We start from the raw sequence: 24,324 nt of genomic DNA, 5'->3' as shown, positions 1-24,324 counted from the left end.
AGTGCACAGCTTTACTCCACCGCAACCGCCAGCGATTTAGGCTTGTGCGTCATGTTGTGCCGGTAAAACATTCGGTAGATAATCGGGAAAATCAGCAGCGTCAGAATGGTTGCCGTAATCAGTCCGCCGATCACAACGATGGCGAGTGGTTTCTGCGTTTCGGAGCCAATTCCCGTCGATACGGCGGCTGGCAACAGACCGATGGCGGCCATGAGTGCTGTCATAATCACGGGACGAATCCGCGATTGAACACCTTCCCGAATTGCTACGTCGAGAGGCATTTTCTGCTGCCGATTGTTATTGAAAACCGAGATCAGAATGACGCCATTCTGCACGCAGATACCAAAAAGGGCAATGAATCCAACCCCTGCCGAAATGCCAAAGTTGATGCCCGTTATGTGGATGGCCAGAATACCGCCAATCAAGGCAAACGGTACGTTAAGTAGTACCAGTCCGGCGTCTTTGGCGTTGCCAAACAGAACAAAGAGGATAACGAAAATGGCGGCTAAACTTAGCGGGACCACCTGCCCCAGCCGTCCGGTTGCCCGTACCTGGTTTTCAAATTCGCCAGTCCAGTTGATGGAATAGCCTTTGGGCAGGCTTTTTAGAGCCGCGTTGACCCGGTGCTGGGCATCGGCAATAGTACTACCCAAATCGCGTTCGCGCACCGAGAACTTCACGCCAATAAATCGTTTATTGTTGTCGCGATAGACAAAAGCAGGGCCGGTTACTTCACGGATTGTAGCAATTTCACGCAGTGGGATTTTACTGCCACGTAGCGTTGGTACCATCAGCCGCATGATATCGTCTTCGGTTTTCCGGTAACGCTCATCGTAACGGACCCGAATATCGAATTTGCGTTCGCCCTCGTACAGAATCGACGCCGTTTTGCCACCAATCGCCATTTCGATAACCGCCTGTGCATCAGCCGGAGATACGCCGTAAAGGGCCATTTTGTGGTCATGAAAGAGAACGCTGATTTCGGGCTGGCCGATGTTTCGAAGAATACCCACGTCTTTCACGCCCGGTACGTCGCGGATGGCGCCAAGGACTGTATTGGCCAGTTTGTTCAATTCGTTAAGGTCATCACCGAAAATTTTGACGGCGTTACTGGCGTTCATCCCCGCAACGGCTTCTGCTACGTTGTCGATAATGGGCTGTGAGTAGTTGTAGTTAATGCCCTGAAACTGCTTCAACTTCGCGTCCATTTCCTCAATCAGCTGGTCGGTCGTGATCTTACGTTTCCAGTCGTCTTTGGGTTTGAGGTTCACCTGCATTTGCACGTAGTAAAATCCCGATGGGTCAGTGCCATCGTTGGAACGTCCCGTTTGCGACAATACGCCGTTTACTTCGGGGAATTCCATCAGTTTTTTTCGGAGAATTTTCACCATTCCCACCGTCTGATTCAGCGAACTACTCATAGGCAATTTGGCTTCTACCCAAAGGGCCCCTTCGTTGAGCGTCGGCAGAAATTCCGTACCCATGAGCGTGGCCGATGCGAACGTAGCACTCATAAATAGAATTGCCGCCAGCAAACTGAGTCGTCGATTAGCGTAGCATCGATTGAAACCTGCCATCACGATCCGATTGAAGAAATTGACCAGCGGATTGTTTTTCTCCCGCACATTTTTCTTCAGAAGAATAGAGCACAGCAACGGCACCAGCGTGAGGGTAAACAGCAGCGCGCCAAGGAGAGCAAAGCCGAGTGTCCAGGCCAGGGGCGAAAACATTTTACCCTCTACTTTCTGGAATGAGAAGATGGGTAATAAGGCCGTGATAATGATAAGCTTAGAGAAGAAAACGGCTTTGCCCAATTCACCACCTGTTTTCTTGATAAGCCCCAGTTTCGACATCCGGTTGAACTTGCTCATACCCGTCTGATGGGCCAGGTGGTCGAGCGTAACGAAAATTCCTTCGACCATTACCACAGCGCCGTCGATGATGATACCGAAATCGACTGCGCCCATCGAGAGCAGATTCGCCGACATACCACGTATCCGCAGGCACATGAACGCAAACAGCAGGGCTAGCGGAATAATGATGGAGACGATGACCGTGGTGCGCCAGTCGGCCATGAACAGGAACACGATGACCGTGACCAGAATAATCCCTTCGGTGAGGTTATGCAGCACCGTTCGCGTACAGAAACTAATCAGATTGTCGCGGTCGTAGAACGTAACCATCTTGACGTCAGAGGGTAATATGCGTTCGTTGAGCTCATCGATTTTGGCTTTTGTGCGGGCCAGCACTTCACTCGGGTTTTCGTTTTTCCGCATCACCACGATGCCTTCCACTACGTCGTCGTTGGCGTCCAGACCCACCTGCCCGACGCGGGGCAGATTCGATTCGGCCACTTCTGCTACGTTCTTCACCAGCACCGGATTACCGTCGAGGTCTTCTACAATCAGGTTTTCGATGTCCTGAATCGACGTGAGTAAACCGATGCCGCGTACTACGTAGGCTTGCCCGTTACGTTCGATTACATCACCGCCGACGTTGATGTTGCTACGTGTAACCGCCTGATACACTTCCAGTGGCGTAATGTCGTATTTGGCTAACTGCGTGGGATTTACCCGAATTTCATAGCTCTTTTCCCGTCCTCCGAAGGCCACTACGTCGGCTATACCCGGCACGGAACGTAGCTGGCGGTCGATGATCCAGTTGTGTAGGGTAAGTAATTCGCGGCTGTCGCGGGAAGCCGATTTAAGGGTAAAGCGGAAAATTTCACCCGTAGGGCCGTAAGGTGGCTGAACGTCGGGTTCAACATTTTCGGGGAGCGAAACCGTTCGGAGCTGGTTATTAACCTGCTGTCGGGCGAAAAAATCCTCTACGTCATCATCAAAAATCACCTTGATGATGCTGAGGCCGAACATGGTGATGGAACGGACATTGGTTTTTCGCTGCACCGAGTTCATGGCGACCTCAATCGGCACCGTCACGAACCGTTCGATTTCTTCCGCCGACCGGCCGTTCCATTCCGTTACGATAATGATTTGCGTATTGGTGACGTCGGGAAAGGCTTCGAGTGGGGTATTCAGATAGCTGACCACACCGGCAATCACCAGTCCGATGGTCATGAAAAATATGAAGAAGCGGTTCTTCAGCGAGAAACCGACAACATCCCGAATGAATTTGTTCATTGGCAGAGGGGTAAGGGCAGAGGGCAGGGTTGTAATTTACCCTATGCCCTGAGCCTATGCCATTTAGTCGTTTATCGCGTCGTAGACCAGTAGCTGGTTTTTGGAAATCACTCGTTCGCCCGGTTTCAGGCCGGATTTAATGTAGGCTACATCACCCACCGATTTCAGGATGTTGACTTCGCGGGTGTCGATGTCGGAGCGGCTTCGGAACACCATGACAAAGTGTTTCGACTGGTCGAATATCACCGAGCCAGCCGGTACGGTAGCCATTTGCCCGCCATCTTCGTAATGCAACGTAACAGTGGCGTGCATCTCCGGACGTAGCTTCATGCCCTTGTTTCCCAGTCGAATACGAACGGTCATGGCTTTGGTGCCGGGATCGAGGACGGTATAGATTTTATCAACTTTGCCCCGGAATAATTCATCTGGATAGCTAAGTGTCTGAATCGTTGCATCCATGCCGATACGTACCCGCCCGATATCGCTTTCGTTGACGTTGGCCAATACCGAAACTTCACTGATTTGTCCAATGGTGAACAGATTGTTGGCGTTGTCGGAACGTAGCTGCATACCCCGGTTCACGTTTTTCTCGATCACGTAGCCGTCGATGGGCGCTTTAACCGTATACATCGACGTTTTCCCCAGCCCGTAAATCCGGGATACTTCAGCAACCCGATTGGCTTCGGCCTGCGCTTTTTCCACTTCTTTCTGAGCGGCTACAACTTCGCGTTGCGACGTGAGTTTGGTTTCGAACAGGTCCTGAGCAACGCGCAGGTTTTTTTCGGCCAGCAGCAGATCCGATCGGGCCTGAATCCCCTGCCGTTCGATATCCGCCACCTCGCCCGACCGAATGGAAGCAATTGTCTGACCTTTTCGAACGTAGTCGCCCAGTTCAACCTTTACGTCCTCTACGTTGCCGCCAACCAGTGGGAAGACTTTAATGACGCGGTTTTCGTCGGCCATCACTTTGCCCACCAAGGTGAGTTCGCTACGTACCGGCTGCGTGGTTACGCTGTCGATTGAAATCCGGTGCATCATCGTATCCGACAGCATAAACGCTTTTTCCTGTTCGGGTTCGGGTTTTGGCCCGCAGGAAATCAGGAGTGCTACGTTGCTGATGAGTAAAAAAAGAGTGGTTTTCATGGTTATTCCGGTTGATACGTCCGGTTATCTGTGGTTTCTAATTAAATGGGTAATGAGCAATTTGTATTAAGTGATGATGTCTGGGACAACCTCATCACGCATTCTACATTCTCCATTTACTTAAATAAATCTTCCCCAATGAGGTAGTTCAACTCTTCGTATGCACTCACCCGGTCGGCTTTCAGCCGGTTGAGCTGGCTGATGCTGTCGTTGTACGCTTCAATCAAATCGACAAATTCGAGTAGTGAAATATTCCCCTTCTGAAAACTGGTGACCACTCCACGGTTCAATTCATCGAACTGTTCCGTAAACTGTCCCTCAACTGATTGCACCCGTCGTTCGACTTCCCGGACTTTCTGGAGAGAGGTCGCCACTTCGTTGTTTACCTGCACGACTTTCTGCCGCTGCAACTGGTTCTGGTAACTGATCTGGCTACGTGCCGCCCGAATCGCTCCCTGATTGCGATTGAAAACCGGAAGATCAGCTGAAACTGACAAACCAACATAGTTCTGGACGTAACTACCGGCCTGGTCATACGTACCGCCTACCCGCAAATCGGGGGTTGCCAGGGCTCGTTGCAGGTTATAATTCAGTTCGGCTTGTTTGCTGAGCGACTCCGATGCTCTCAGGTCAGGGCGGTTTCGTAGGGCTATCTGCTGGAGTGTATCTTCCGACTGGATCGGTAATTTGTACTGCGCCAACGTTTCGTCAATTACTACTGGCCTAACAGGCTGATCTACACTAATCAACGTTCGTAGGGCACGCTGATCATCAGCGAGTTGAAACAGAATAGCCGTACGGTCATTACTGATCTGGAACAGAAGGGCTTTCAGACGTAGCAGCTCGCGCAGTGATACGTTGTTTCGATTATACTGCACTTCGTAAGCCGTTACGGTATTCTGCAACGTAGTAAGTTGCTGGTTGAACCGGGCCAGTGTTTTTTGCTGAAAATAAATCGAATAGAATCGGCTTCGGAGATCAAAGCGGAGACCACGTAGCAAATCCAGTACTTCAAATTGCGTAAGTCGGGTAGCTTCGGCGGCCAGCGCAATCCGTTTGTTACGTTTGCCAGCGGTGTACAGAAGCTGTTGTATACCAACGATTTTTTCGCCCTGACGCCCTACGTCCAGCACGCGCCGGGCATCACCGTTGTACGCACTCACCTCCAGACTGACGGTCGGATTGTCGTATAAACTGGCTTGCAATTCCTGCGCCTGACTGGCTTCCAATCGAAATCGCTCGGCGAGCAACAGAAGGTTGTTTTTTACAAACAGGCTGTCGGCCTGACGTAGCGTCAAGCGAAGCGAATCCTGCTGCAACGCCGAAGTCGTTTGTAACTGAGCAAATGAAAAGTCAGGTAAAGACAGGGTAGCTACGAAGACAAAAAGTAGTAGCCGCATAGAGAACTGGATGTTGGGCTACAAATGTCTTTAACCTACATTAAGACAGGATTAGAACCGGATTATAGAGGCTTTAAAAAAACATTAGAAAAATATTAGAGAAAAGCTGTGAAGATTGTCATTGGTAGTCATTCTCAGCGTGTGGCCCAAACAGGCTCTGTCTGTTTGGGCCACACGCTGAGAATGACTACCAGTTTACAGATGTGGTAGTGAAATGGTGAACTTGCTTCCTTTCCCTAATTGGCTTTCGACGGCAAGTGTGCCCCGATGCAGTTCGATCAACTTGGCCGAAATCGATAGCCCAATCCCGAAACCGTCATACTCCAGTACGTTCTGGGCGCGGTAGAAGGGCTCAAAAATATGCTGGACATCCTCAGCGCTCATGCCAATGCCCTGATCTTCAATGCTAATCTGGCAGTGTTGGGCGTTGGTGCTGATACGTATCTGAGCCGTTTGATTGGACGAATATTTACAGGCATTATCGAAGAGGTTCAACAAGACTTGCTTGAGCAAATCCTCGTTTCCGTAAACAACGGTTTCCGTTTCGGTTTCAGGGATGTTCTGATAATCGACCTCAATCCGATACGTTGATTTAGCTCCAACCAGTTCGTCTTTCGCTACGAAAATAACATCGTCGATACGTACCCGTTGAAAGAGGACATGACTACTCGACTCCATCGTGCGGGCCAAAAACAACAGGCTGTTAGTCAGACCAATAAGGCGGTCTGTGTCTGACATCAGGTTCGTTAGAATTTCCTCATATTCGCCTACCGTCAGCCGTTTGCGCAGGCCCAGTTGTATTTCCGACTTCAGGGCGGCCAAAGGAGTTCGAAGCTCGTGCGATGCGTGTGAAACAAAACTTCGCTGCTGGTCGAAAGCCTGCTCCAGCCGTTGCAGTACCGTATTAAAATTGATGGCCAGCCGGGCAATTTCGTCCTGACGATTGCCCTCGTCCAGGCGTTGCTGAAGATTGCGGGCCGTGATGGTCGATACCTGCTCATTAATCTGGCTGATAGGACGTAGCGACTGCCCCGCAAAGAAAATTCCCAGCCCGATACTAATACTTATACCGACAAAAAGCCCCCATCCCAGAGTCAGGCGGAGGTTGTCTAATTTACTTTCCCCGAATTTGTCATAGGCCGATGCCAGCACCACCAGATTGCGATCGTCGTGCTGGTAAAGCAAACCGACCAGTTCATTATGCCCGCTAAACGTTTCAACCTCTTTCCGCTGACGTACCTCATCTAATAAGGAAGACTCAAAATGAATGACCTGATCATCGACGCTGGCATAGATCAACTTGTTTTTGGCATCGAAAACCAGCACTTTCTCGTCGAACAGCGCCGTCAACGTATTACGGTCGATAATTTTGAGTAGCTTCTGATCTACCTCTTTCACTTCAATCAGAAAGCGAACCGTTGTGAGCGCTTTGTTCTTCAATCGGTCATAAAATTCCTCCCGCCGATACGTTGCCGAAATAAAATAAATCAGCACCGAAAACACCACCAGAATAGAAGCTACAATGAGCGAGAACTGAAGCGCGATGCGGTTACGAATGGTCATAGAGCATGGGGGTGAGGGCATGGGGCATGGGGCGAAGGGCGTGGGATTGGAACGTTTACCCTATGCCATTACCCCTATGCCCTCTGCTCTACGCTTCTTCTTTCACTACGTACCCCAGTCCGGGGCGGGTGTGAATGAGCTTGGGTTCGAAGTCGCGATCTATTTTTTTGCGCAGGTAATTTACGTAGACTTCCACTACGTTGGTACCAGGGTCGAAATTGAGATTCCAGACGGTTTCGGCAATATCGGCTTTCGAGAGAACTCGGCCTTTGTTCCGCATCAGGTATTCGAGTAGGGCAAATTCGCGGGCTGTCAAATCGATCAGCGTGTTATTACGCCTGACTTCTTTAGTTGTTACGTTCACCGTCAGATTTGCTACCTGCCAGACTTCCTCGCGGCTGGTTTCGGTCGTATGCGACGCCCGCCGGAAACAGGTGGCTACACGGGCGACCAGCTCGCGGAAATCGAAAGGCTTTACCAGATAATCGTCGGCCCCCAGCGACAGCCCTTCGACTTTATCTTCAATCTCGCCCAGTGCCGTAAGCATAATAATGGGCAAGTTTGGTTTCTCCGACCGCACACTCCGACAGACTTCAAAGCCATTCAACCCCGGCAGGTTAATATCCAGGATTAGCAAATCGATACCGGGTTGTAAGGCTATCTGGCGGCCATTGAGCCCTTCATACACCACTTCGGTGGAATACCCTTCTTCCTGAAGCCCCCGGCTGATGTTCTGGGCGATACGTCGGTCGTCTTCAATAATCAGGATTTTTTTCATCTGGAGAGCGATACGTCAATGGATTAACGTGAATTATGACTATGTGAACGTACTGCTGTCGAAGCTCCATGCGACAGCAGTACACTTAAAATCAATCGATTATCCTGTAAATTATAGATAGTTCAAGTTGGATCAGAACGACGGCAACTGACAATTTATGACCAACGTAGCAAATTGCTAAAAAAAACTCCCCTGTTACGTTGGCGCAACAGGGGAGCGTGGTAATTGAGGTTGTAGAACCGCTTATTTCGTGCCGTAGCGCTTGCGGAACTTATCGACCCGACCGGCAGTATCGAGCAGTACGTTCTTGCCGGTATAGAAAGGGTGCGATTGCGAACTAACTTCAATCTTAACGAGTGGGTAGGTTTTACCTTCGAACTCGATGGTGTCTCTGGTCTGAACTGTTGAGCGCGTCAGGAATTTATAATCGCTCGACAGGTCGTGGAATACCACATCGCGGTAATCCGGGTGAATGCCCTTTTTCATGATTTAATGCTCAGTTTCTTGTCATCTTCTCGGTTTCCGACCGAAAAGGACTGCAAATGTACGGCGTTTTTTGAGGATTGTCAAACGTTTTTAATGCTTCTTTTATAAGCTGATTATGAACACAGTAAATACCCCCGTTTACTAACAATCAGGTCATAATCCCTTGCATTGGGTTACTTTTCTTGTTACTTTTCCAAACGGTTTTATCTCCCTGTCAAGAACAGCGTTGCTCAGTTTCTGACCTCGTTGTCTTCTATAAAAAATCGCTGTTTATTTTCTTAGATTATTTCTGAAGTAAGACTGTTGGTAAGTCGTTCAGGATGATGACTTAACAATTTCTTAACCTACTTCTTAGAATTGTATGTTTTCAGGATTGACCAAAATCATCGAACCTTCTGAGTTGTTTTTCCGTCTGATTCAATAGAACTTTAACACGCCGTGCGCTGTCAGTATGTTTAATTCTATGAATTATTTTCTGGAGTTACTTTGTAATTGTTGCCCTGGCAGGCTCGCTTCTTCTTAACGACCAAATCGAGTCAATAATCCGCTTCAACTTTCAATTTGTACCAATCATTTTTCCATACATAACTAGCCCATCTACTCATGTTCGTACTTAAACGTGATGGCCGTCGGGAGTCTGTCAAGTTCGACAAAATCACCGCTCGAATCGAAAAACTATGTTACGGTCTCGACCCTGCTTATGTTCAGCCTGTTGAAGTTGCCGTAAAAGTCGTGAGCGGTCTCTATGACGGTGTTAAAACCACCGAACTCGATAACCTGGCTGCTGAAACAGCGGCATCGATGACCACCAAGCACCCGGACTACGCCATTCTGGCCGCCCGGATTGCCATCTCGAACCTGCACAAGGAGACGAATAAATCGTTCTCCGGTACCATCAAAAAACTGTACCAGTACGAAGACCCAAAAACCGGCGAAAATGCGTCACTGATTTCGCGGGAAGTGTATGAAGTGGTACGTCAGCACGCGGCCTTGCTCGATTCAACGATCATTTACGACCGGGATTACGGCTATGATTATTTCGGCTACAAAACCCTCGAAAAATCGTACCTGCTGAAACTCGACGGACGTATCGCCGAACGCCCGCAACACATGCTGATGCGTGTAGCTGTCGGAATCCACCAGGAAGATATCGACGCGGCCATTGAAACATATAACCTGCTGTCGGAGAAGTGGTTCACGCACGCAACGCCTACGTTGTTCAATGCCGGTACGCCGAAGCCGCAAATGTCGAGTTGCTTCCTGCTGACGATGAAAGATGACTCCATCGATGGTATTTATGATACGTTGAAGCAGACGGCCAAAATCTCGCAGTCGGCGGGTGGTATTGGTTTGAGCATTCACAACGTTCGGGCAACGGGTACGTACATTAAAGGCACTAACGGAACCTCTAATGGAATTGTGCCAATGCTACGTGTCTTCAACGATACGGCTCGTTACGTTGATCAGGGAGGTGGAAAGCGGAAAGGCTCGTTTGCGATTTATCTGGAACCCTGGCACGCTGATGTTTTTGAGTTTCTGGATCTGAAAAAGAACTCGGGCAAGGAAGAAGGTCGCGCCCGCGACCTGTTCTACGCACTCTGGACGCCCGATTTGTTCATGAAGCGCGTGGAAGCGGATGACGTTTGGTCGTTGTTCTGTCCGCACGAATGCCCCGGCCTGGCCGATTGCTACGGCGATGAATTCGAAGCTTTATACGAACGGTATGAACGTGAAGGCCGCGCACGTCGGACAGTGAAAGCGCAGGAATTGTGGTTCAAAATTCTGGAATCGCAGACGGAAACCGGCACGCCTTACATGTTATATAAGGACGCGGCTAACAAAAAATCGAACCAGAAAAACCTGGGTACCATTAAGTCGTCGAACCTCTGCACCGAGATTATCGAATATACGGCTGCCGACGAAGTAGCGGTTTGTAACCTGGCGTCTATCGCGCTGCCGAAGTTCATCAAACGTGATCCAGATGGCATTATGCGATTGGATCACCAGAAACTGTATGAGGTAACGAAAACGGCTACACGCAACCTCAACAAAATTATCGATATCAACTACTACCCGGTTGAAGAAGCCCGTCGGAGCAACATGCGCCACCGGCCAATCGGTTTGGGTGTGCAGGGGCTGGCCGATGCGTTCATCATGCTACGTATGCCGTTCGAGTCGGATGAAGCGCGTCGGTTGAACGAGGATATTTTCGAGACGATCTACTTCGGTGCCATGACGGCGTCGATGGAACAGGCGAAAGAGTACGGACCGTACGAAACCTGGAAAGGGTCGCCGATTTCGCAGGGTGTTTTCCAGTTCGATATGTGGGGTGTGAAACCAAAATCAGGTCGCTGGGATTGGGAAAGCCTGCGCAAGGACGTAGTAGAACACGGCGTTCGGAACTCGCTGCTGTTAGCACCGATGCCAACCGCATCAACCTCGCAGATTCTGGGTAACAACGAATGCTTTGAGCCCTACACCAGCAACATTTACACCCGTCGCGTACTGTCGGGCGAATTCGTGGTGGTGAACAAACACCTGCTCAAAGACCTCGTGAAACTGGGCTTGTGGAACGACGCCATGAAGAATAACCTGATTCTGGCCAATGGTTCGGTGCAGCAGATTCCGAACATTCCGCAGAACATCAAAGACCTGTATAAAACGGTTTGGGAGATTAAGCAGAAGCACATCATCGACATGGCTGCCGACCGGGGTGCCTACATTTGCCAGTCACAGTCGCTGAATATTCACATTCAGGATTCGAACTTCGGCAAACTGACATCGATGCACTTCTACGCCTGGAAAGCGGGCCTGAAAACAGGTATGTACTACCTCCGCACGAAAGCCGCTGCCGACGCTGTGAAGTTCACCGTAGTACAACCACAAGCCGAACCCCAACTCGAACCCGCCCTGGCCGAAACCGCGCCCGTTGAGAAACCACTTGATTACGCGCAATACGCCAAAGAACATGCGACCAACGCAACGCCAGCGCCTGTACCAATGGTTACAGATTTAGAACAGCAATATGCCGCCATGACCTGCTCGCTCGATGACCCGGAAGGTTGCGAGATGTGTGGTTCGTAAACGAGTTTTGATTTAAGGATTCAAGTTTCTGCTCCCGGCTGTGGTTCACATGGCCGGGAGTTTTTATTTGCCATTTGATCGATTTACAGCGAATGATTGACAGACTGATTCAGTTTGCTATTTGGACTGAATACTAACCACTTTTGAAGATTCTAAGGAAGTGAATTAAGAGTAAGCATCTTCCGTGTATAACCTATCTTCGTCCAACGACGAGAGAATTCGCGCCACTGCAAACCTTTAGGAAGTTGCCGGTCAGTTAGTTCTAAATGAATGACACGCCGGTTCGTGTTACTGGTGCTTTTGCCTGACGCATGTACTAAGAGCGGTCTCATGATCAAAAGCCCACCTTTAAGTACAGCGCAAATTGTTGCTTGGCTTTTGTTTAACGTCTGTAAGTCAGCATCGGGTAAGATGCCTAGTCGATGAGAGCCTGGAATAACCTTCAGGGCACCATTTTTCTCATCACAATAATCTAGATGAATACGAACTGTGTACAGGTAATTAAGATAATAATGGGAAGGCTGAACTGACCATGACCCATGTCGTGAATTCCAATTAGTCCAGTGGGCTACTTGCTCTTGACGATCTACCGAAATCTGTAAATCTTGATGATAAGGTACAACCTAATTCGATTGGGCGGGTTTGTCGAAATAAATGCCTTTTACACAATCGTAGCCGTAGCCAACTACAGTATCGAGTAAGCGGTTAAATGGGATAGTCCAGAGGAGCTCAGGCAAAATCGGGACTTCCTGTAATAAGTTACGAATAGCGAATAAATCGGTAGTACGCCGGAAATTAGGACTTATTGCTGATGCTTGTTCAATAGCTTCTGTAAATGCGTGAAGCACTTCATCCGTAAAGAAATCGGGAATGATGGTAAAGCCTTTTTCTGCTAAATCGGTTCTAGCCTGACTAAACATTAAAGTAAGATCCTGACTTATTGTGGGAGTAAATCTATATCAATGCCCAGCCACCGCTTTCGAAGCCTCAAAGCGTTTTAACATTTCGTAGGTCTGTCGAGCGATTGGGTCTTTTTCAATCATTTCCTGTTCAATCTCATCTAAGAAGGGTTGCATACTATCTCGGACGGCTTGCCGTTCAGCGGCAGAAGCATGGTAATACTGTAAGTGAATTTGATTTTTGATTGATTGTTGTTCAGCCTCATTACTGGTTGCATTATACTGATCAATAAGGGTGTGAAGTGTCGTTTGCATAGCTTTTTTAGTTATCGCCTGAGTTTAAGAGGTCATCTAACTTATTAATCATATCCTGATAATAAATGGCTTTCCGAGTCAGAAACAAGTAATCTTCATCGTTTGCTTTAGCTGGGTAATCAATAATTTGTTGTTGAGTTTCTTCAAAATAGAAAACTAATCGTTTACGTTGAGCCAGCCACTCAGCGCGTTCTTCATCACTCATACTTGGGTTGTTACGGATGGGTCATCAAACATACTTAAATAAACTATTATAGCCAAATGATATATTAATTACTTCGGGGTAGCTATCAGTAACAATCAATCGCCCGGCCTTCTCTGCGAAAACCGGGCGGTTATATTTACAAACCCTAAAATTAAACTAAACTGGCTGGGTCGATTTCGTCGATGTTAGCGCGGTGGTCGTGGGTGTGGTTACCAAAACGCTTTTCTAACTGGCGTTGGAGCTTGCCCACTACGTTATTGATTAGCTCATACCAGTTATCGCCGGAGTCTTCGGCGAAAGCATCGTTACCAGGGATGCCGTATTTGATGCCTACGTGTCGGTTGTTGCTACGTTGACTCGGTTCTACTTTCAGATACACATCGGCTGTGATAACATCGCCTTTGTAGAAACGTCGAAGCTTGGTGAGCGCATCCAGGACGGAGGCCCGCATATCGTCGTCCAGAGTGAACCCTACGGCTTCAATATCTAAGCGTACATTGTCTAAACTTTCGTCTGATTGCATGGCACTGTGGTTTTACGTTGAGTTAACTGCCCGTTCATAGTGGCAGCTTTTCTCTATAAAGCCTGATAGCGTCATTTTGTTTGTACCAACGTCGCCAATTAATTCACATCTTTCCCTTGCTGCAACTGACCTAGTAAGCGCTCAACGTTGGCTTTGTTGTTGTTATCAGGAGCCACAGCGAGTGCTTTTTTGCCCCAGTCGGTGGCCGATTTGTAATCGCCTACCGCCGAGTAAGCCCGCATCAGGCCCATGTTCGCCGTGAATACGTTAGGGTATTTTTTTGCATAATCCTGAAAAAACGTGAGTGCTTCTTTACCTTTTTTCTGGTTAATCAACTGTCGGCCGTATTGATAGCCCTGCTGCATGTTGGCCATCGGCAGGGCTTCTTTCATAAGCGCGTCGGCTTCGGCTGTTCGGTTTAGCATAGCAAGGAGCCGGGCTTTGGTTTGTAACGTACTGAAATTCTTTTCGCCAACAAACTGTCCGTTGATGGAATAATCCGCCCAGCGCAGTCCTTCTTCAAGGTTAGTTTTATGGTCCGCTACGTAATTAGCCGCTTGCTGATAGGCATCCCAGCGGAACCCTTTTTCGCTCCGTAGTTCGTTACGTAGCGAAGCCAGCTGCGTTTGCACGAGGTTAACCGAAACCGTAAATGGAATTGTCCATTTTTCCCATAGCAAGGCAATGACCGCCGAACTGTCGGTTTCGTTCATGAACTCATACTTGAGTCGTTCCACCGACGGCTGATTTTTCAGCGGTTTCACCGAAACACGTAGCGCATCCTCTTTGGGATCGTAAAAGTAGCTGCCCCAGGACGTAGCATTCTTCGAAAAAATCACCGTTACGTCATTTTCCTGAACGCCCATCATCAGACCATACGTACCCGCTGCCAGTGGTTTGCCTTCTACGTTCACGTCGGTGCTGAACGTAATAGTAGTGTTTTCGTTGGCCCCCGCCCGCCAGGGAGATTCTTTACTGGAACCAAATCCTAAATCTTTGTAACCATAATGCACCAGTTCACCCCAGACTTTTCCTTCGCGACCTTTCACGGCGGGTCGGTCGTAGTGAATCGTTACGTCGGTGATGCCGATACGTTCGGAGACAGACGCTTTTTTGTTGCCGCCATCGGCTGGAAATATAAGCTGGGCAACGGCAGACAGCGAACTTAAACATAGCGCGGCTGCACTGAACAGATAGGTAATTTTTCGCATGATTAGTTTGAAAATGGAGTTTAGTAAACGGTTGTTCAATAACCTCCAAAATACTGATTTCCAGACTAAGCAGGCAAGGCGAATTAGATGAACGGTTTTGCTGATACGTTATGTGGTAAACCACCAAACCGCAGACGTGAGAGTCTAACGTCACAAAGGCACATAACTCAGTTTTTGAAACGGTTCAATCTTTAACGCCTTTTTTGTCATGCTGACGAAGGAAGCATCTTAACATATCCTAACGAGCAAATTAGGGAACGTTAAGATGCTTCCTTCGTCAGCATGACAAAAGCGTTCATTTTCAAGTTGTTTCCTGAATTTTGAAAGCTTCTTTTCAACAAAACAGTAGTGGTAGGCAGATGGGTATTTAGGATTTCTTCAATTTTCTTACCATCCCAGCCTTACTCCTCCCAAACCTGATCAGCGCCGTTGATCGCTTTTTGTGCGAAATACTTCACAATCATGCGTTTAATGGCTATCCAATCCGCATCATCAACCTTGTGCGAGAACATCTTCAGCAACTCTAACTGAGGTTCGGTAAGCGGGGTTTGCAGGTTGTTTTCCATCTTGATAAATGCAGCGACCTAATCTATGAACGTTCTGACCGATGCGTTTTGTTTACTTACTAAACAAAGGTAACGAGAAATCTGAACCCATACGTAGTCTGCCCGTTGCGGCAAATTTCCGTATCTTTGCACTTATTTTTTTACCGGCCAAGTCGCTGCTGACGCAAACAGAGCGATTTAGGCCGTTTTGATTCTCTCAGCCGTGAAGTATCAGCAATATGAGTCCCTCGATTACGCGAAGATCGCGGCCGAGGTTTTGACCTACTGGAATCAGAATCAGATATTTGAGCAATCCGTCGCCATTCGCGATGGGAAGCCAAACGGTCCGGAGCTCCGGTTTACGTTCTACGAAGGTCCGCCGTCGGCCAACGGAACGCCGGGTATTCACCACGTCATGGCCCGGACAATTAAAGATATTTTCTGCCGGTACAAAACGTTGCAAGGCTTTCAGGTCGAACGGAAAGGCGGTTGGGATACGCATGGGCTGCCCATTGAGTTGCAGGTCGAAAAGGAGCTTGGTATCACGAAAGACGATATCGGCAAACCTGAATCGGAGGGAGGCATCAGCGTAGAGGAATATAACCGCAAATGCCGCGAAACGGTAATGCGGTTTACCGACCAATGGAACGAAGTGACCCAGAAAATGGGCTACTGGGTCGATCTCGACAATCCCTACGTTACGTATAAAAATGAATACATTGAATCCGTCTGGTGGTTGCTCAAACAGCTGTACGATAAAGGTTTACTCTATAAAGGGTACACCATTCAGCCGTATTCACCCAAGGCGGGAACGGGCCTGAGTTCGCATGAATTAAATATGCCCGGTACGTATAAAGATGTGCGCGATACGACCGTAGTAGCCCAGTTTAAGGTGAAGCCAACGGGTAAATCAGGATTTCTGTTCTTCGATTCGGCCGATGCCGATATCTATATTCTGGCCTGGACAACGACGCCCTGGACGTTACCCGCTAACTCGGCCCTGACAGTTGGGAAAGACATCGACTATGTACTGGTCAAGACATTCAATCCGTACACGTTTGAGGCAATCCACGTAGTACTGGCGAAGGCGTTGGTGAGCCGTTGGTTTAACGAAAAAGGCCATCAGACCGACCCAAAGAGTCCGGCCTTCGACGCGTATCTGCCAAACGACAAAGTTATTCCGTGGTATGTTGTTTCGGAGTTCAAAGGCGCGCATCTCGAAGGAATCGAGTATGAACAATTGCTGCCCTACGTAACGCCTGAAGTTCCCGCTTTCCGGGTGATTTTGGGTGATTTCGTAACGACAGAAGATGGTACCGGTGTCGTACATACGTCGCCAACGTTCGGGGCTGACGACTTTCGCGTGGCGCAGGCTGCCGGAATTCCTCCCATTATGGTGAAGGATGAAACCGGTAAGGACGTACCGATTGTGGATAAACACGGTCTGTTTGTGGATGAAATCACGGATTTTGCCGGACGCTACGTTAAGGAGGAATATTATTCCGATGAAGAACGCGACGCCCCTGATTTCAAACCAACCGACGTACTGATTGCGATCAAACTAAAGGAAGAAAACAAAGCCTTTCGCGTTGAGAAATATGAACACCCGTACCCGCACTGCTGGCGGACCGATAAACCGATTTTATACTATCCGCTCGATAGCTGGTTTATCCGCACAACCGCGGCAAAAGATCGGTTGGTCGAATTGAACAAAACCATCAACTGGCAACCCGAAAGCACCGGAACGGGTCGCTTCGGCAACTGGCTCGAAAACCTGGTTGACTGGAACCTGAGTCGCAGTCGTTTCTGGGGAACGCCGTTGCCGATCTGGCGTAGCGAAACGGGCGAAGAAGTGTGTATTGGTTCGGTGGAAGAATTGAAAGAACGCGTACAAAAAGCGCAGTGGAGCGATGCCCTGACCGATGAGCAACGTAGCAAAAACGGAGCTTTCCTGCATCAGCTTTCTCTGGGAGATTATGACCTGCACCGGCCTTACGTCGATGAGGTGTATTTCGTTTCGGACAGTGGCAACGTCATGCAGCGTGAGTCTGACCTGATCGACGTCTGGTTCGATTCGGGTGCGATGCCCTATGCGCAATGGCATTATCCATTTGAGAATAAGGATATTTTCGAAAAAGCGTTTCCGGCTGATTTTATCTCGGAAGGTGTCGACCAGACGCGCGGCTGGTTCTTTACGCTTCACGCTATTGCGGGAATGCTGTTTGATTCAGTGGCGTTTAAGAACGTAGTATCTACGGGGTTGGTGCTTGATAAAAACGGCAACAAAATGTCGAAACGGTTGGGTAACGCTGTTGACCCGTTTGCTACGTTGGCGCAGTATGGTCCCGATGCGACGCGCTGGTACATGATCACCAACGCCGAGCCCTGGGATAACCTGAAATTCAATATTGACGGCATTGGTGAAGTGCAGCGGAAGTTATTCGGTACGTTGTCGAATACGTATAATTTCTTCGCGCTTTACGCCAATCTGGATAATTTCTCGTTTGCCGGACGTACCGTTCCTGTAGCCGAGCGGCCCGAGCTTGATCGCTGGATTATCTCGAAACTGCAATCGCTCATTCAGGAAGTGGAACGCCAGTTCGACAGCTACAACCCGACTAAAGCAGGCCGGGCTGTTCAGGATTTTGTGAACGATCAACTCTCGAACTGGTACGTTCGGTTATCGCGTCGGCGTTTCTGGCTGGGCGGGGCCGACCTTTCGGTCACGTCCGACGGCGAAATGACGACCGACAAACGGGCTGCTTACGAGACTCTGCACGAGTGTCTGACTACGGTGGCTCAACTGATGTCGCCCATCGCGCCGTTCTACGCGGACTGGTTGTATCGGAATCTTACGGAAGGCGCTACGTCGGTTCACCTGACAGATTTTCCGAAGGCTGACCAGTCGCTGATTAATATCGAGCTGGAAGAGTCGATGGATGGCGCTCAGGGTGTTTCGTCGCTGGTACACTCCTTGCGGAAAGGCCACAAACTGAAAGTACGTCAGCCACTTAGCCGTGTGTTGATTCCGGTTTTGAATGCTGATACGCGTCGACAACTTTTGCACGTAGCACCGATTATTATGTCGGAAGTGAACGTAAAAGCGGTCGAGTTTGTCGACGATGCCAGCGGAATTCTGAAGAAACGAGTGAAACCGAACTTCAAGGCGTTGGGTCCGAAATTCGGAAAGCAGATGAAAGACGTAGCAGCAGCCATTACGTCCATGAATGAAGAACAACTTCGTGAACTGGAAGGGACTGATTACCTGAAAATTGGCGAGTACGAACTACGTCTGGCTGATGTCGAAATTCAGACCGAAGATATTCCCGGCTGGCTGGTGGCCAGCGAAGGCGGTCTGACGGTTGCCCTCGACGTGAACGTAACGGACGAACTACGTAGCGAAGGTATCGCCCGCGATTTTGTGAACCGCGTACAGAATCTGCGTAAAGACCGCGATTTTGCCGTGACCGACAAGATAAAAATTCAGCTCGAACGTAACGATGCGGTACTGGCGACCGCTATCGAAACCAACCGGGATTACATCAGTCAGGAAGTTCAGGCCGTTTCGCTCGAACTGGTGCCAGATTTGAACGGTTCGGCAACGGAAATTGATATGGACGAATTCCGACTACGTATCAAAGTAGATAAGGCGTAACGATTTACGTTCGCTACGTATCATAAAGAACGTAGTACTCAAAAGGGTATCTCTCAAATTTGGGAGGTGCCCTTTTTCTTTGTCAGACGTTTTTTTGTCATGCTGAGGCACGAAGTATCTTCACGTTTCCTTACTCTCAGGTTTGGGTACTTTAAGATGCTTTGTGCCTCAGCATGACAAAGAAACGTCTAACCAAAAGGTTAATAGGTCTGTTTTAGTAACTCATTTAAAATCAATAATTTATATAAACAATTCGAGTAAATCGTGCAACGGCATGAATGTTGTATAAGGCTAATTATTCCAGTAGTCATTATCCCTGATTACCCTGCGGGCATAGCTGCGTAGCACGAAATCGCGCAAGGGTTTACACCATTTGGTATGGACAAATACTACGTTCACTTTTAATCTTGTACGACTTTGATCGATTATTTACGCACAACGCTGCACTCATTCGTCAATAATTATCAGGCCGTTATGTGGCGGTTACGGGAGTGCCCACTCAATGATGAACAGTTAGGAATTTCGATCGGACTTAGTGGCAATGCCATCCGGAATCGTCGGGCTAAACCCGATCTTTGGAAACTGTCGGATGTCGAACGACTGGCGTCTCTTTTTGCGTTGCCGTCAACGGCCAGCATTCAATTAAGTCAGGTACTGGACGATATGCCCTCGCGTATGAAAACGCTTCCTGCCGACGAACGACGACGGATCGAGCGAATGCTGCTGCTGAAAACCAGTCAGCTCGAATCGTACAACAAAAACGACTGGCCTGTTCGGTATCTTCTACGAATGCACCGTTCCTTACTGACAATCAGCCGATAAACGGCGGCATCAGAAAGGGTAAATGTAGGATGTTCTGACTAGCGACTGTATTTTTGCGGTAATCTCTTTGATAACCGTATGAAATTCAGTCGCTTTGTCATTATCCTGTACCTCTTAATTTTTTGCCAGGCTGTTTATGCACAGAATGCGAAAATCACGCGAGGTCCTTATTTGCAGGTGCTTACGCCAACTTCGGTTGTCGTGCGGTGGCAAACCGATCAGCCTACTGTTGGTCGAATCTGGTACGGACCGCAAACGAATCAGCTAAATAGTAACATAAGCGAATCGCAGTCGGGAGTTGAACACAGCCTGACTATAAAGGGATTGCAACCCTCCACACGCTACGCTTACGCTGTTGGGTACGATGATAAACAGCTCGGAGCAGGCGATGATTACTACGTTAAAACAGCACCAGTTCCAGGTGATAAGCAATCGATTCGACTCTGGGCGCTAGGCGACTTTGGGGCAGGTAATGATAATCAGAAAAACGTTTATCAGTCCTACCTGAATGCGACTGTTAACAAGCGCGCCGATGTTTGGGTCTGGCTCGGCGATCACGCCTATTGCTGTGGTCAGGAAGACGAATACAATAAGTATGTTTTTTCGGCCTATCCGCAAACTCTCCGAAATTTACCCATCTTCACAACACCCGGTAATCATGACTATGCCGATAGTGAAGTAAACTTTAATATACCGTATTACAACCTGTTTTCATTTCCGCAACAGGGCGAAGCAGGTGGGGTTCCATCAGGTTCAAAATCGTATTTTTCTGCTGATTATGGCCCGGTTCATCTGATTTCACTCGATTCTCAAGGTAGGCAGGAGGGGCAGTTTCGGCTTTATGATACCACGACAACGCAGGTACAATGGCTCAAGCGCGATCTGGCCGCTAATAAACTGCCCTGGACGGTCGTCATTTTCCACCATCCACCTTATAGTAAAGGGGGGCGTAACTCCGACACCGAAGAGGCCATGCGGCTCATTCGGGAAAACCTGACGCCCATTCTGGAGCGTTACGGCGTTGATTTAGTCCTGAACGGGCATAGTCATGGGTATGAGCGAACGTATCGAATGAAAGGACATCGCGGACTGGCCAATACCTACGACAAAAATGCTTACGTTGTCGAGAATACGACGGGTCGCTACGATGGATCGCCGAACTCGTGCCCAATTCTGACGAAGGGACAGGGAACCGTATACGTAGTGAATGGGTCGGGTGGGCAGCTTGGCGGGCAGGCTGTTGATTACCCGCATCCGGCTATGCTGTATTATAACAATATCATCGGCGGCTCCATGTTGCTGGACGTAGTGGAGAATCGGCTGGATGCGCAGTTTCTGACCAGCGATGGCTCCGTTCGAGACCGTTTTACCATCATGAAGAACGTAGCAAAAACGACCGCTTTGGCTACTGAGTTTGGTGATACGTTGCAATTTTCGGCTTCGTGGATAGGCGATTACCGATGGCCCGGCGGGCAAACAGGGCGTTCGTTTCGCTACGTTGCCGACAAGGCGGGTGCTTTCCCGATTTCGGTTACAGACGGCCAGCAGTGCTTAACCGACCAGTTTAATGTAACGGTACAAGCCCCTCCTCGCTTAACCGCTAAAGCAACCGGTACGACCTCCGTTTGTCCAGGTGGTACGTTCACCGTAACGGCCACACCGGAGAATACGACCAAAGCGGCTGGCTGGCAATACGACGTATTACTTTCGGATGCGTCCGGTAATTTTGCGACGGAGCGAATCGTAGGTTCGGGCACACTTGCTACGTTAAAAGCGACGATTCCGGCGGGTCTTCCGGTTGGTTCTGGTTACCGGGTGCGCGTTCGTCCGCGCGGAGTTCCTTACGCCGAACTCGTGGCAAGTGATGGTTTTGCCATTAAAGCACCACCCACCGCCACCCTGACCGGTCCTGCGACGGTATTACAGGGGCAACCTGCGTCGTTAACCATCTCCCTCACCGGCGACGGACCCTGGACTGGTACGTTATCGAATGGCTCGTCATTATCGGCTTTTTCAACAACGATTACCCCCGCCGTCATCCCCATTCAGGTTACGGCAACCACTTCTTACTCCATTGCAAGCGTTGAAAATGCTTGCGGCAAAGGAACGGGATCAGGGCAGGTAGCCATCAATTTTTTGCCGCCGAAAGTGACAGCTAAAACCGTTACGTCGGTCTGCATCGGCGGAAGTTTCGACGTAACGGCGGTTTCTGAAAATGCGTATCAGCCCGAAAACTGGCAGTATGACATAATACTTTCGGATGCAACCGGTAATTTCTCCGGCGATAATCTGGTCGGTTCTGGTACGTTAGCCAGCCTGAAAGCTACCATTCCCGCTAACGTACCGGCTGGCTCGGCGTATCGCGTGCGGGTTCGTCCACGTGGTATCGCCAATCCGCAACTGGTTCCGAGCGATCCGTTCACCATTAAACCGTTGCCAACTGCTACGTTGACGGGATCAATGTCGGTTTTGCAGGGGCAACCCGCTTCGCTTTCGCTGGCGTTCACAGGCGATGCTCCCTGGCAGGGTAGTCTCTCCGACGGAACTAACTTTTTAAGCAGCGTCACACCAACCGAACTCCGTGTTCGGCCCGCCCAAACCACTACGTATTCGGTAGCGAGTGTCGAGAACGGTTGTGGTAAAGGAACGGCAACTGGGCAAGCCCTTATCAACGTAGTGATACCTACCGAAGCCGAGAAATTTGCGGGTGGTCAGTTATGGATTTATCCTAACCCGGCTCACGACGTAGTACGAGTCGAACTTACGCTGACACAGAAAAAGGACGTAACGCTACACTTGCGCGATTTACAGGGGCGATCTGTTTTTCAGAAACCTTTCGGCCCGGTTTCTTCGCTGACCGAATCCATACAAATGCCCGACATCGTGGGGACGTATCTACTTACGATACAGGTCGGTCAGGAAATGCTGACGCGCAAGATTGTGCGGGAATAATAATGCTTACGGCAAATGGATAAGCAGCGTTTGGTTTCTCAAAAATGAAATAGTTGGGCACATACAAGTGTGTTTTATTTTGTGCCAGATGAGGGTCTATCTGGTATCGTTTGCTGAAATTTCGACTGTTGCAAAGAAATGAATGGAGATTAAAAAAGTGGCCTGGCTTACCGCTGTAAACCAGGCTGACTTAACTCTGCATAAAATGAAATGGTTCTATAAGAATGGCATATAGACTTATTCCTTAGCTTCATCTTGTTCGGCGTGCCCATGAATATATCCATCGGCCAATTCTTCCTGATCGTCTAAAGGCGTATTTCCTGGTTGGTGCTGTCCTTCCTGACTCTGATTGGAGTCATTGTCATTAGCTGTGTTTCCTCCTTGGTCTGCGTCGCCCCCTGGCGAATACCATCTAATCGATTGCATATGAGTCTGGTTTTTGAGCGAATTATCTCCTGAAAAACTAATGAACGAAGAGAAAGTTTATTAATAATTGAATTTGGTCATTGTGTAATACATACGACCTCGCTAGGCAGATTAATCAGGAATTTAGTGCCAAATGTAATTCTTACTAGCTGTTGTAATTGTCAAAACAGACGGCCATTTTCTATAAAACCTGGCCCACGCCAAACAGAATCACAAAGAGCAAAGTAGAAAGTGCCAACTGCCCCAAACGAGCGTTCAACTCGACAGGGCGTTTGTGGGTAGCGACCGCACGACCGTTTAGAATGAAGAGCGGAAAAGCAAGAAGATAAAGGTAACTGACCCAGGCAGCATTGGTCAGGAAGGAGTAAACCAGGGCGCAGAACATACCCGTCAGCAAAAGTCCCCAGTGATAACGAATGGCCAATAGCAAACCGATTCGGGCTGGAATCGACTTTTTGCCAGTTAACGTATCGGTTTCAATATCGCGAATGTTGTTAACGTTAAGTACACCCGTTGCAAACAAACCAACGCTCGTGGCAGGAAGCAGTAAGAGTGGATTAAATGATAGCGTATGCAGAAAATACGTACCCAAAACGCCTACCCAACCAAAGAAAATGAGTACGGCAATATCACCAAAACCGGCGTAGCCATAGGGTCGCTTGCCGTTTGTGTATCCGATAGCAGCCGCAATACTCAGTAAACCAATCACCAGAAAAAACCAGAACAACTCCGCACTGACCTCCCGAAAGGCAACCACCAGCAGTCCGATACCACTAATGAGCGAGAGAACACTAGTAACAATAATTCCCCGAAGCATTGCTTCTTTGGAGATATCGCCCGTAGCCACCGCCCGACGTGGCCCAACCCGAAGTTCGGTATCTTTCCCCGAAACCGCATCGCCGTAATCGTTGGCAAAGTTGGAAAGGATTTGCAGGAAAATGGTGGTGAGAACGGCCAGTAAGGCAATCAGCCAGCTAAATCGCCCGCTGGCTGCTGCCAGAAAACTACCCAGAATAATGCTGGCCAGAGAGAGTGGTAACGTACGTGGCCGGGCAGCGGCAATCCAACTTTTCATAGTCAAACAGTGAATGAGCGAAAGAGTGAATGAGCGAAAGTACCTGCCGGATAATTGCTACCGGATGGTCTTTCGCTCATTCACTCTTTCGCTCATTCACTA

General features: G+C 48.9%; 19 protein-coding genes. 4 read left to right on the top strand and 15 right to left on the bottom strand.

The window, feature by feature from the left end:
• Nucleotides 1-11: 11 nt before the first annotated feature.
• From IC229_RS15555 to IC229_RS15530, 6 genes are all read right to left on the bottom strand, one after another.
• On the bottom strand, nucleotides 12-3,140 hold the full coding sequence (locus IC229_RS15555; protein WP_190887918.1) for an efflux RND transporter permease subunit: 3,129 nt from the start codon (nucleotides 3,138-3,140) through the stop codon (nucleotides 12-14).
• A gap of 63 nt (nucleotides 3,141-3,203) precedes the next feature.
• A complete protein-coding gene (locus IC229_RS15550) occupies nucleotides 3,204-4,283 on the bottom strand; it encodes an efflux RND transporter periplasmic adaptor subunit (protein WP_190887917.1) in 1,080 nt (359 codons plus the stop codon).
• A gap of 116 nt (nucleotides 4,284-4,399) precedes the next feature.
• A complete protein-coding gene (locus IC229_RS15545; RefSeq protein ID WP_190887916.1) occupies nucleotides 4,400-5,683 on the bottom strand; it encodes a TolC family protein in 1,284 nt (427 codons plus the stop codon).
• 195 nt (nucleotides 5,684-5,878) lie between these two features.
• Nucleotides 5,879-7,246: a sensor histidine kinase gene (locus tag IC229_RS15540; protein ID WP_190887996.1), complete on the bottom strand. Its 1,368-nt coding sequence runs from the start codon at nucleotides 7,244-7,246 to the stop codon at nucleotides 5,879-5,881.
• Nucleotides 7,247-7,334: 88 nt separating this feature from the next.
• The gene (locus tag IC229_RS15535; protein WP_190887915.1) at nucleotides 7,335-8,024 is read right to left on the bottom strand and encodes a response regulator transcription factor; all 690 of its coding nucleotides are present in this window, start codon (nucleotides 8,022-8,024) and stop codon (nucleotides 7,335-7,337) included.
• 243 nt (nucleotides 8,025-8,267) lie between these two features.
• On the bottom strand, nucleotides 8,268-8,510 hold the full coding sequence (locus IC229_RS15530) for a type B 50S ribosomal protein L31 (protein WP_190887914.1): 243 nt from the start codon (nucleotides 8,508-8,510) through the stop codon (nucleotides 8,268-8,270).
• 603 nt (nucleotides 8,511-9,113) lie between these two features.
• On the opposite strand from IC229_RS15530, the gene IC229_RS15525 reads away from it, so the two are divergent.
• On the top strand, nucleotides 9,114-11,594 hold the full coding sequence (locus IC229_RS15525; protein WP_190887913.1) for a ribonucleoside-diphosphate reductase subunit alpha: 2,481 nt from the start codon (nucleotides 9,114-9,116) through the stop codon (nucleotides 11,592-11,594).
• 152 nt (nucleotides 11,595-11,746) lie between these two features.
• Here the strand turns inward: IC229_RS15525 and IC229_RS36130 are convergent, their stop codons facing one another.
• The 7 genes from IC229_RS36130 to IC229_RS15490 form a co-directional block, all read right to left on the bottom strand.
• Nucleotides 11,747-12,190, bottom strand: a complete 444-nt coding sequence (locus IC229_RS36130) for a phytanoyl-CoA dioxygenase family protein (protein WP_190887995.1) — start codon at nucleotides 12,188-12,190, stop codon at nucleotides 11,747-11,749.
• A gap of 27 nt (nucleotides 12,191-12,217) precedes the next feature.
• Nucleotides 12,218-12,514, bottom strand: a complete 297-nt coding sequence (locus IC229_RS15515; RefSeq protein ID WP_190887912.1) for a hypothetical protein — start codon at nucleotides 12,512-12,514, stop codon at nucleotides 12,218-12,220.
• 39 nt (nucleotides 12,515-12,553) lie between these two features.
• Nucleotides 12,554-12,808, bottom strand: a complete 255-nt coding sequence (locus tag IC229_RS15510; RefSeq protein ID WP_190887911.1) for a hypothetical protein — start codon at nucleotides 12,806-12,808, stop codon at nucleotides 12,554-12,556.
• Nucleotides 12,809-12,815: 7 nt separating this feature from the next.
• Nucleotides 12,816-13,013 (bottom strand): hypothetical protein, encoded by a 198-nt coding sequence (locus IC229_RS15505; RefSeq protein ID WP_190887910.1) that lies wholly within the window; start codon nucleotides 13,011-13,013, stop codon nucleotides 12,816-12,818.
• 151 nt (nucleotides 13,014-13,164) lie between these two features.
• Nucleotides 13,165-13,536, bottom strand: coding sequence for an HPF/RaiA family ribosome-associated protein (locus tag IC229_RS15500; protein ID WP_190887909.1), 372 nt, complete (start codon nucleotides 13,534-13,536; stop codon nucleotides 13,165-13,167).
• Nucleotides 13,537-13,634: 98 nt separating this feature from the next.
• Entirely contained in the window at nucleotides 13,635-14,747 is a 1,113-nt protein-coding gene (locus tag IC229_RS15495) for a DUF2911 domain-containing protein (protein ID WP_190887908.1), read from the bottom strand.
• Nucleotides 14,748-15,148: 401 nt separating this feature from the next.
• Nucleotides 15,149-15,313, bottom strand: coding sequence for a hypothetical protein (locus IC229_RS15490; RefSeq protein WP_190887907.1), 165 nt, complete (start codon nucleotides 15,311-15,313; stop codon nucleotides 15,149-15,151).
• Between the two features lie 202 nt (nucleotides 15,314-15,515).
• On the opposite strand from IC229_RS15490, the gene ileS reads away from it, so the two are divergent.
• The 3 genes from ileS (at nucleotide 15,516) to IC229_RS15475 (ending at nucleotide 22,721) form a co-directional block, all read left to right on the top strand.
• Nucleotides 15,516-18,947: an isoleucine--tRNA ligase gene (ileS, locus tag IC229_RS15485; RefSeq protein WP_190887906.1), complete on the top strand. Its 3,432-nt coding sequence runs from the start codon at nucleotides 15,516-15,518 to the stop codon at nucleotides 18,945-18,947.
• Between the two features lie 417 nt (nucleotides 18,948-19,364).
• Nucleotides 19,365-19,769, top strand: a complete 405-nt coding sequence (locus tag IC229_RS15480) for a hypothetical protein (RefSeq protein ID WP_223834008.1) — start codon at nucleotides 19,365-19,367, stop codon at nucleotides 19,767-19,769.
• 78 nt (nucleotides 19,770-19,847) lie between these two features.
• Complete coding sequence (locus IC229_RS15475; RefSeq protein WP_190887905.1) at nucleotides 19,848-22,721, top strand: metallophosphoesterase; 2,874 nt, start codon at nucleotides 19,848-19,850, stop codon at nucleotides 22,719-22,721.
• Nucleotides 22,722-22,958: 237 nt separating this feature from the next.
• Here the strand turns inward: IC229_RS15475 and IC229_RS15470 are convergent, their stop codons facing one another.
• Nucleotides 22,959-23,147: a hypothetical protein gene (locus IC229_RS15470; protein WP_190887904.1), complete on the bottom strand. Its 189-nt coding sequence runs from the start codon at nucleotides 23,145-23,147 to the stop codon at nucleotides 22,959-22,961.
• Nucleotides 23,148-23,328: 181 nt separating this feature from the next.
• Nucleotides 23,329-24,222 carry a 1,4-dihydroxy-2-naphthoate polyprenyltransferase gene (locus IC229_RS15465; protein ID WP_190887903.1) on the bottom strand — a complete coding sequence of 298 codons (894 nt, stop codon included), beginning with the start codon at nucleotides 24,220-24,222 and terminating at the stop codon, nucleotides 23,329-23,331.
• Nucleotides 24,223-24,324: the final 102 nt, after the last annotated feature.

It is taken from the genome of Spirosoma profusum (assembly GCF_014699005.1).
Taxonomy (GTDB): Bacteria; Bacteroidota; Bacteroidia; order Cytophagales; family Spirosomataceae; genus Spirosoma; species Spirosoma profusum.
The sequence above is the reverse complement of the archived record's forward strand: the minus strand, read 5'-3'. Positions and strand labels throughout refer to the sequence as shown.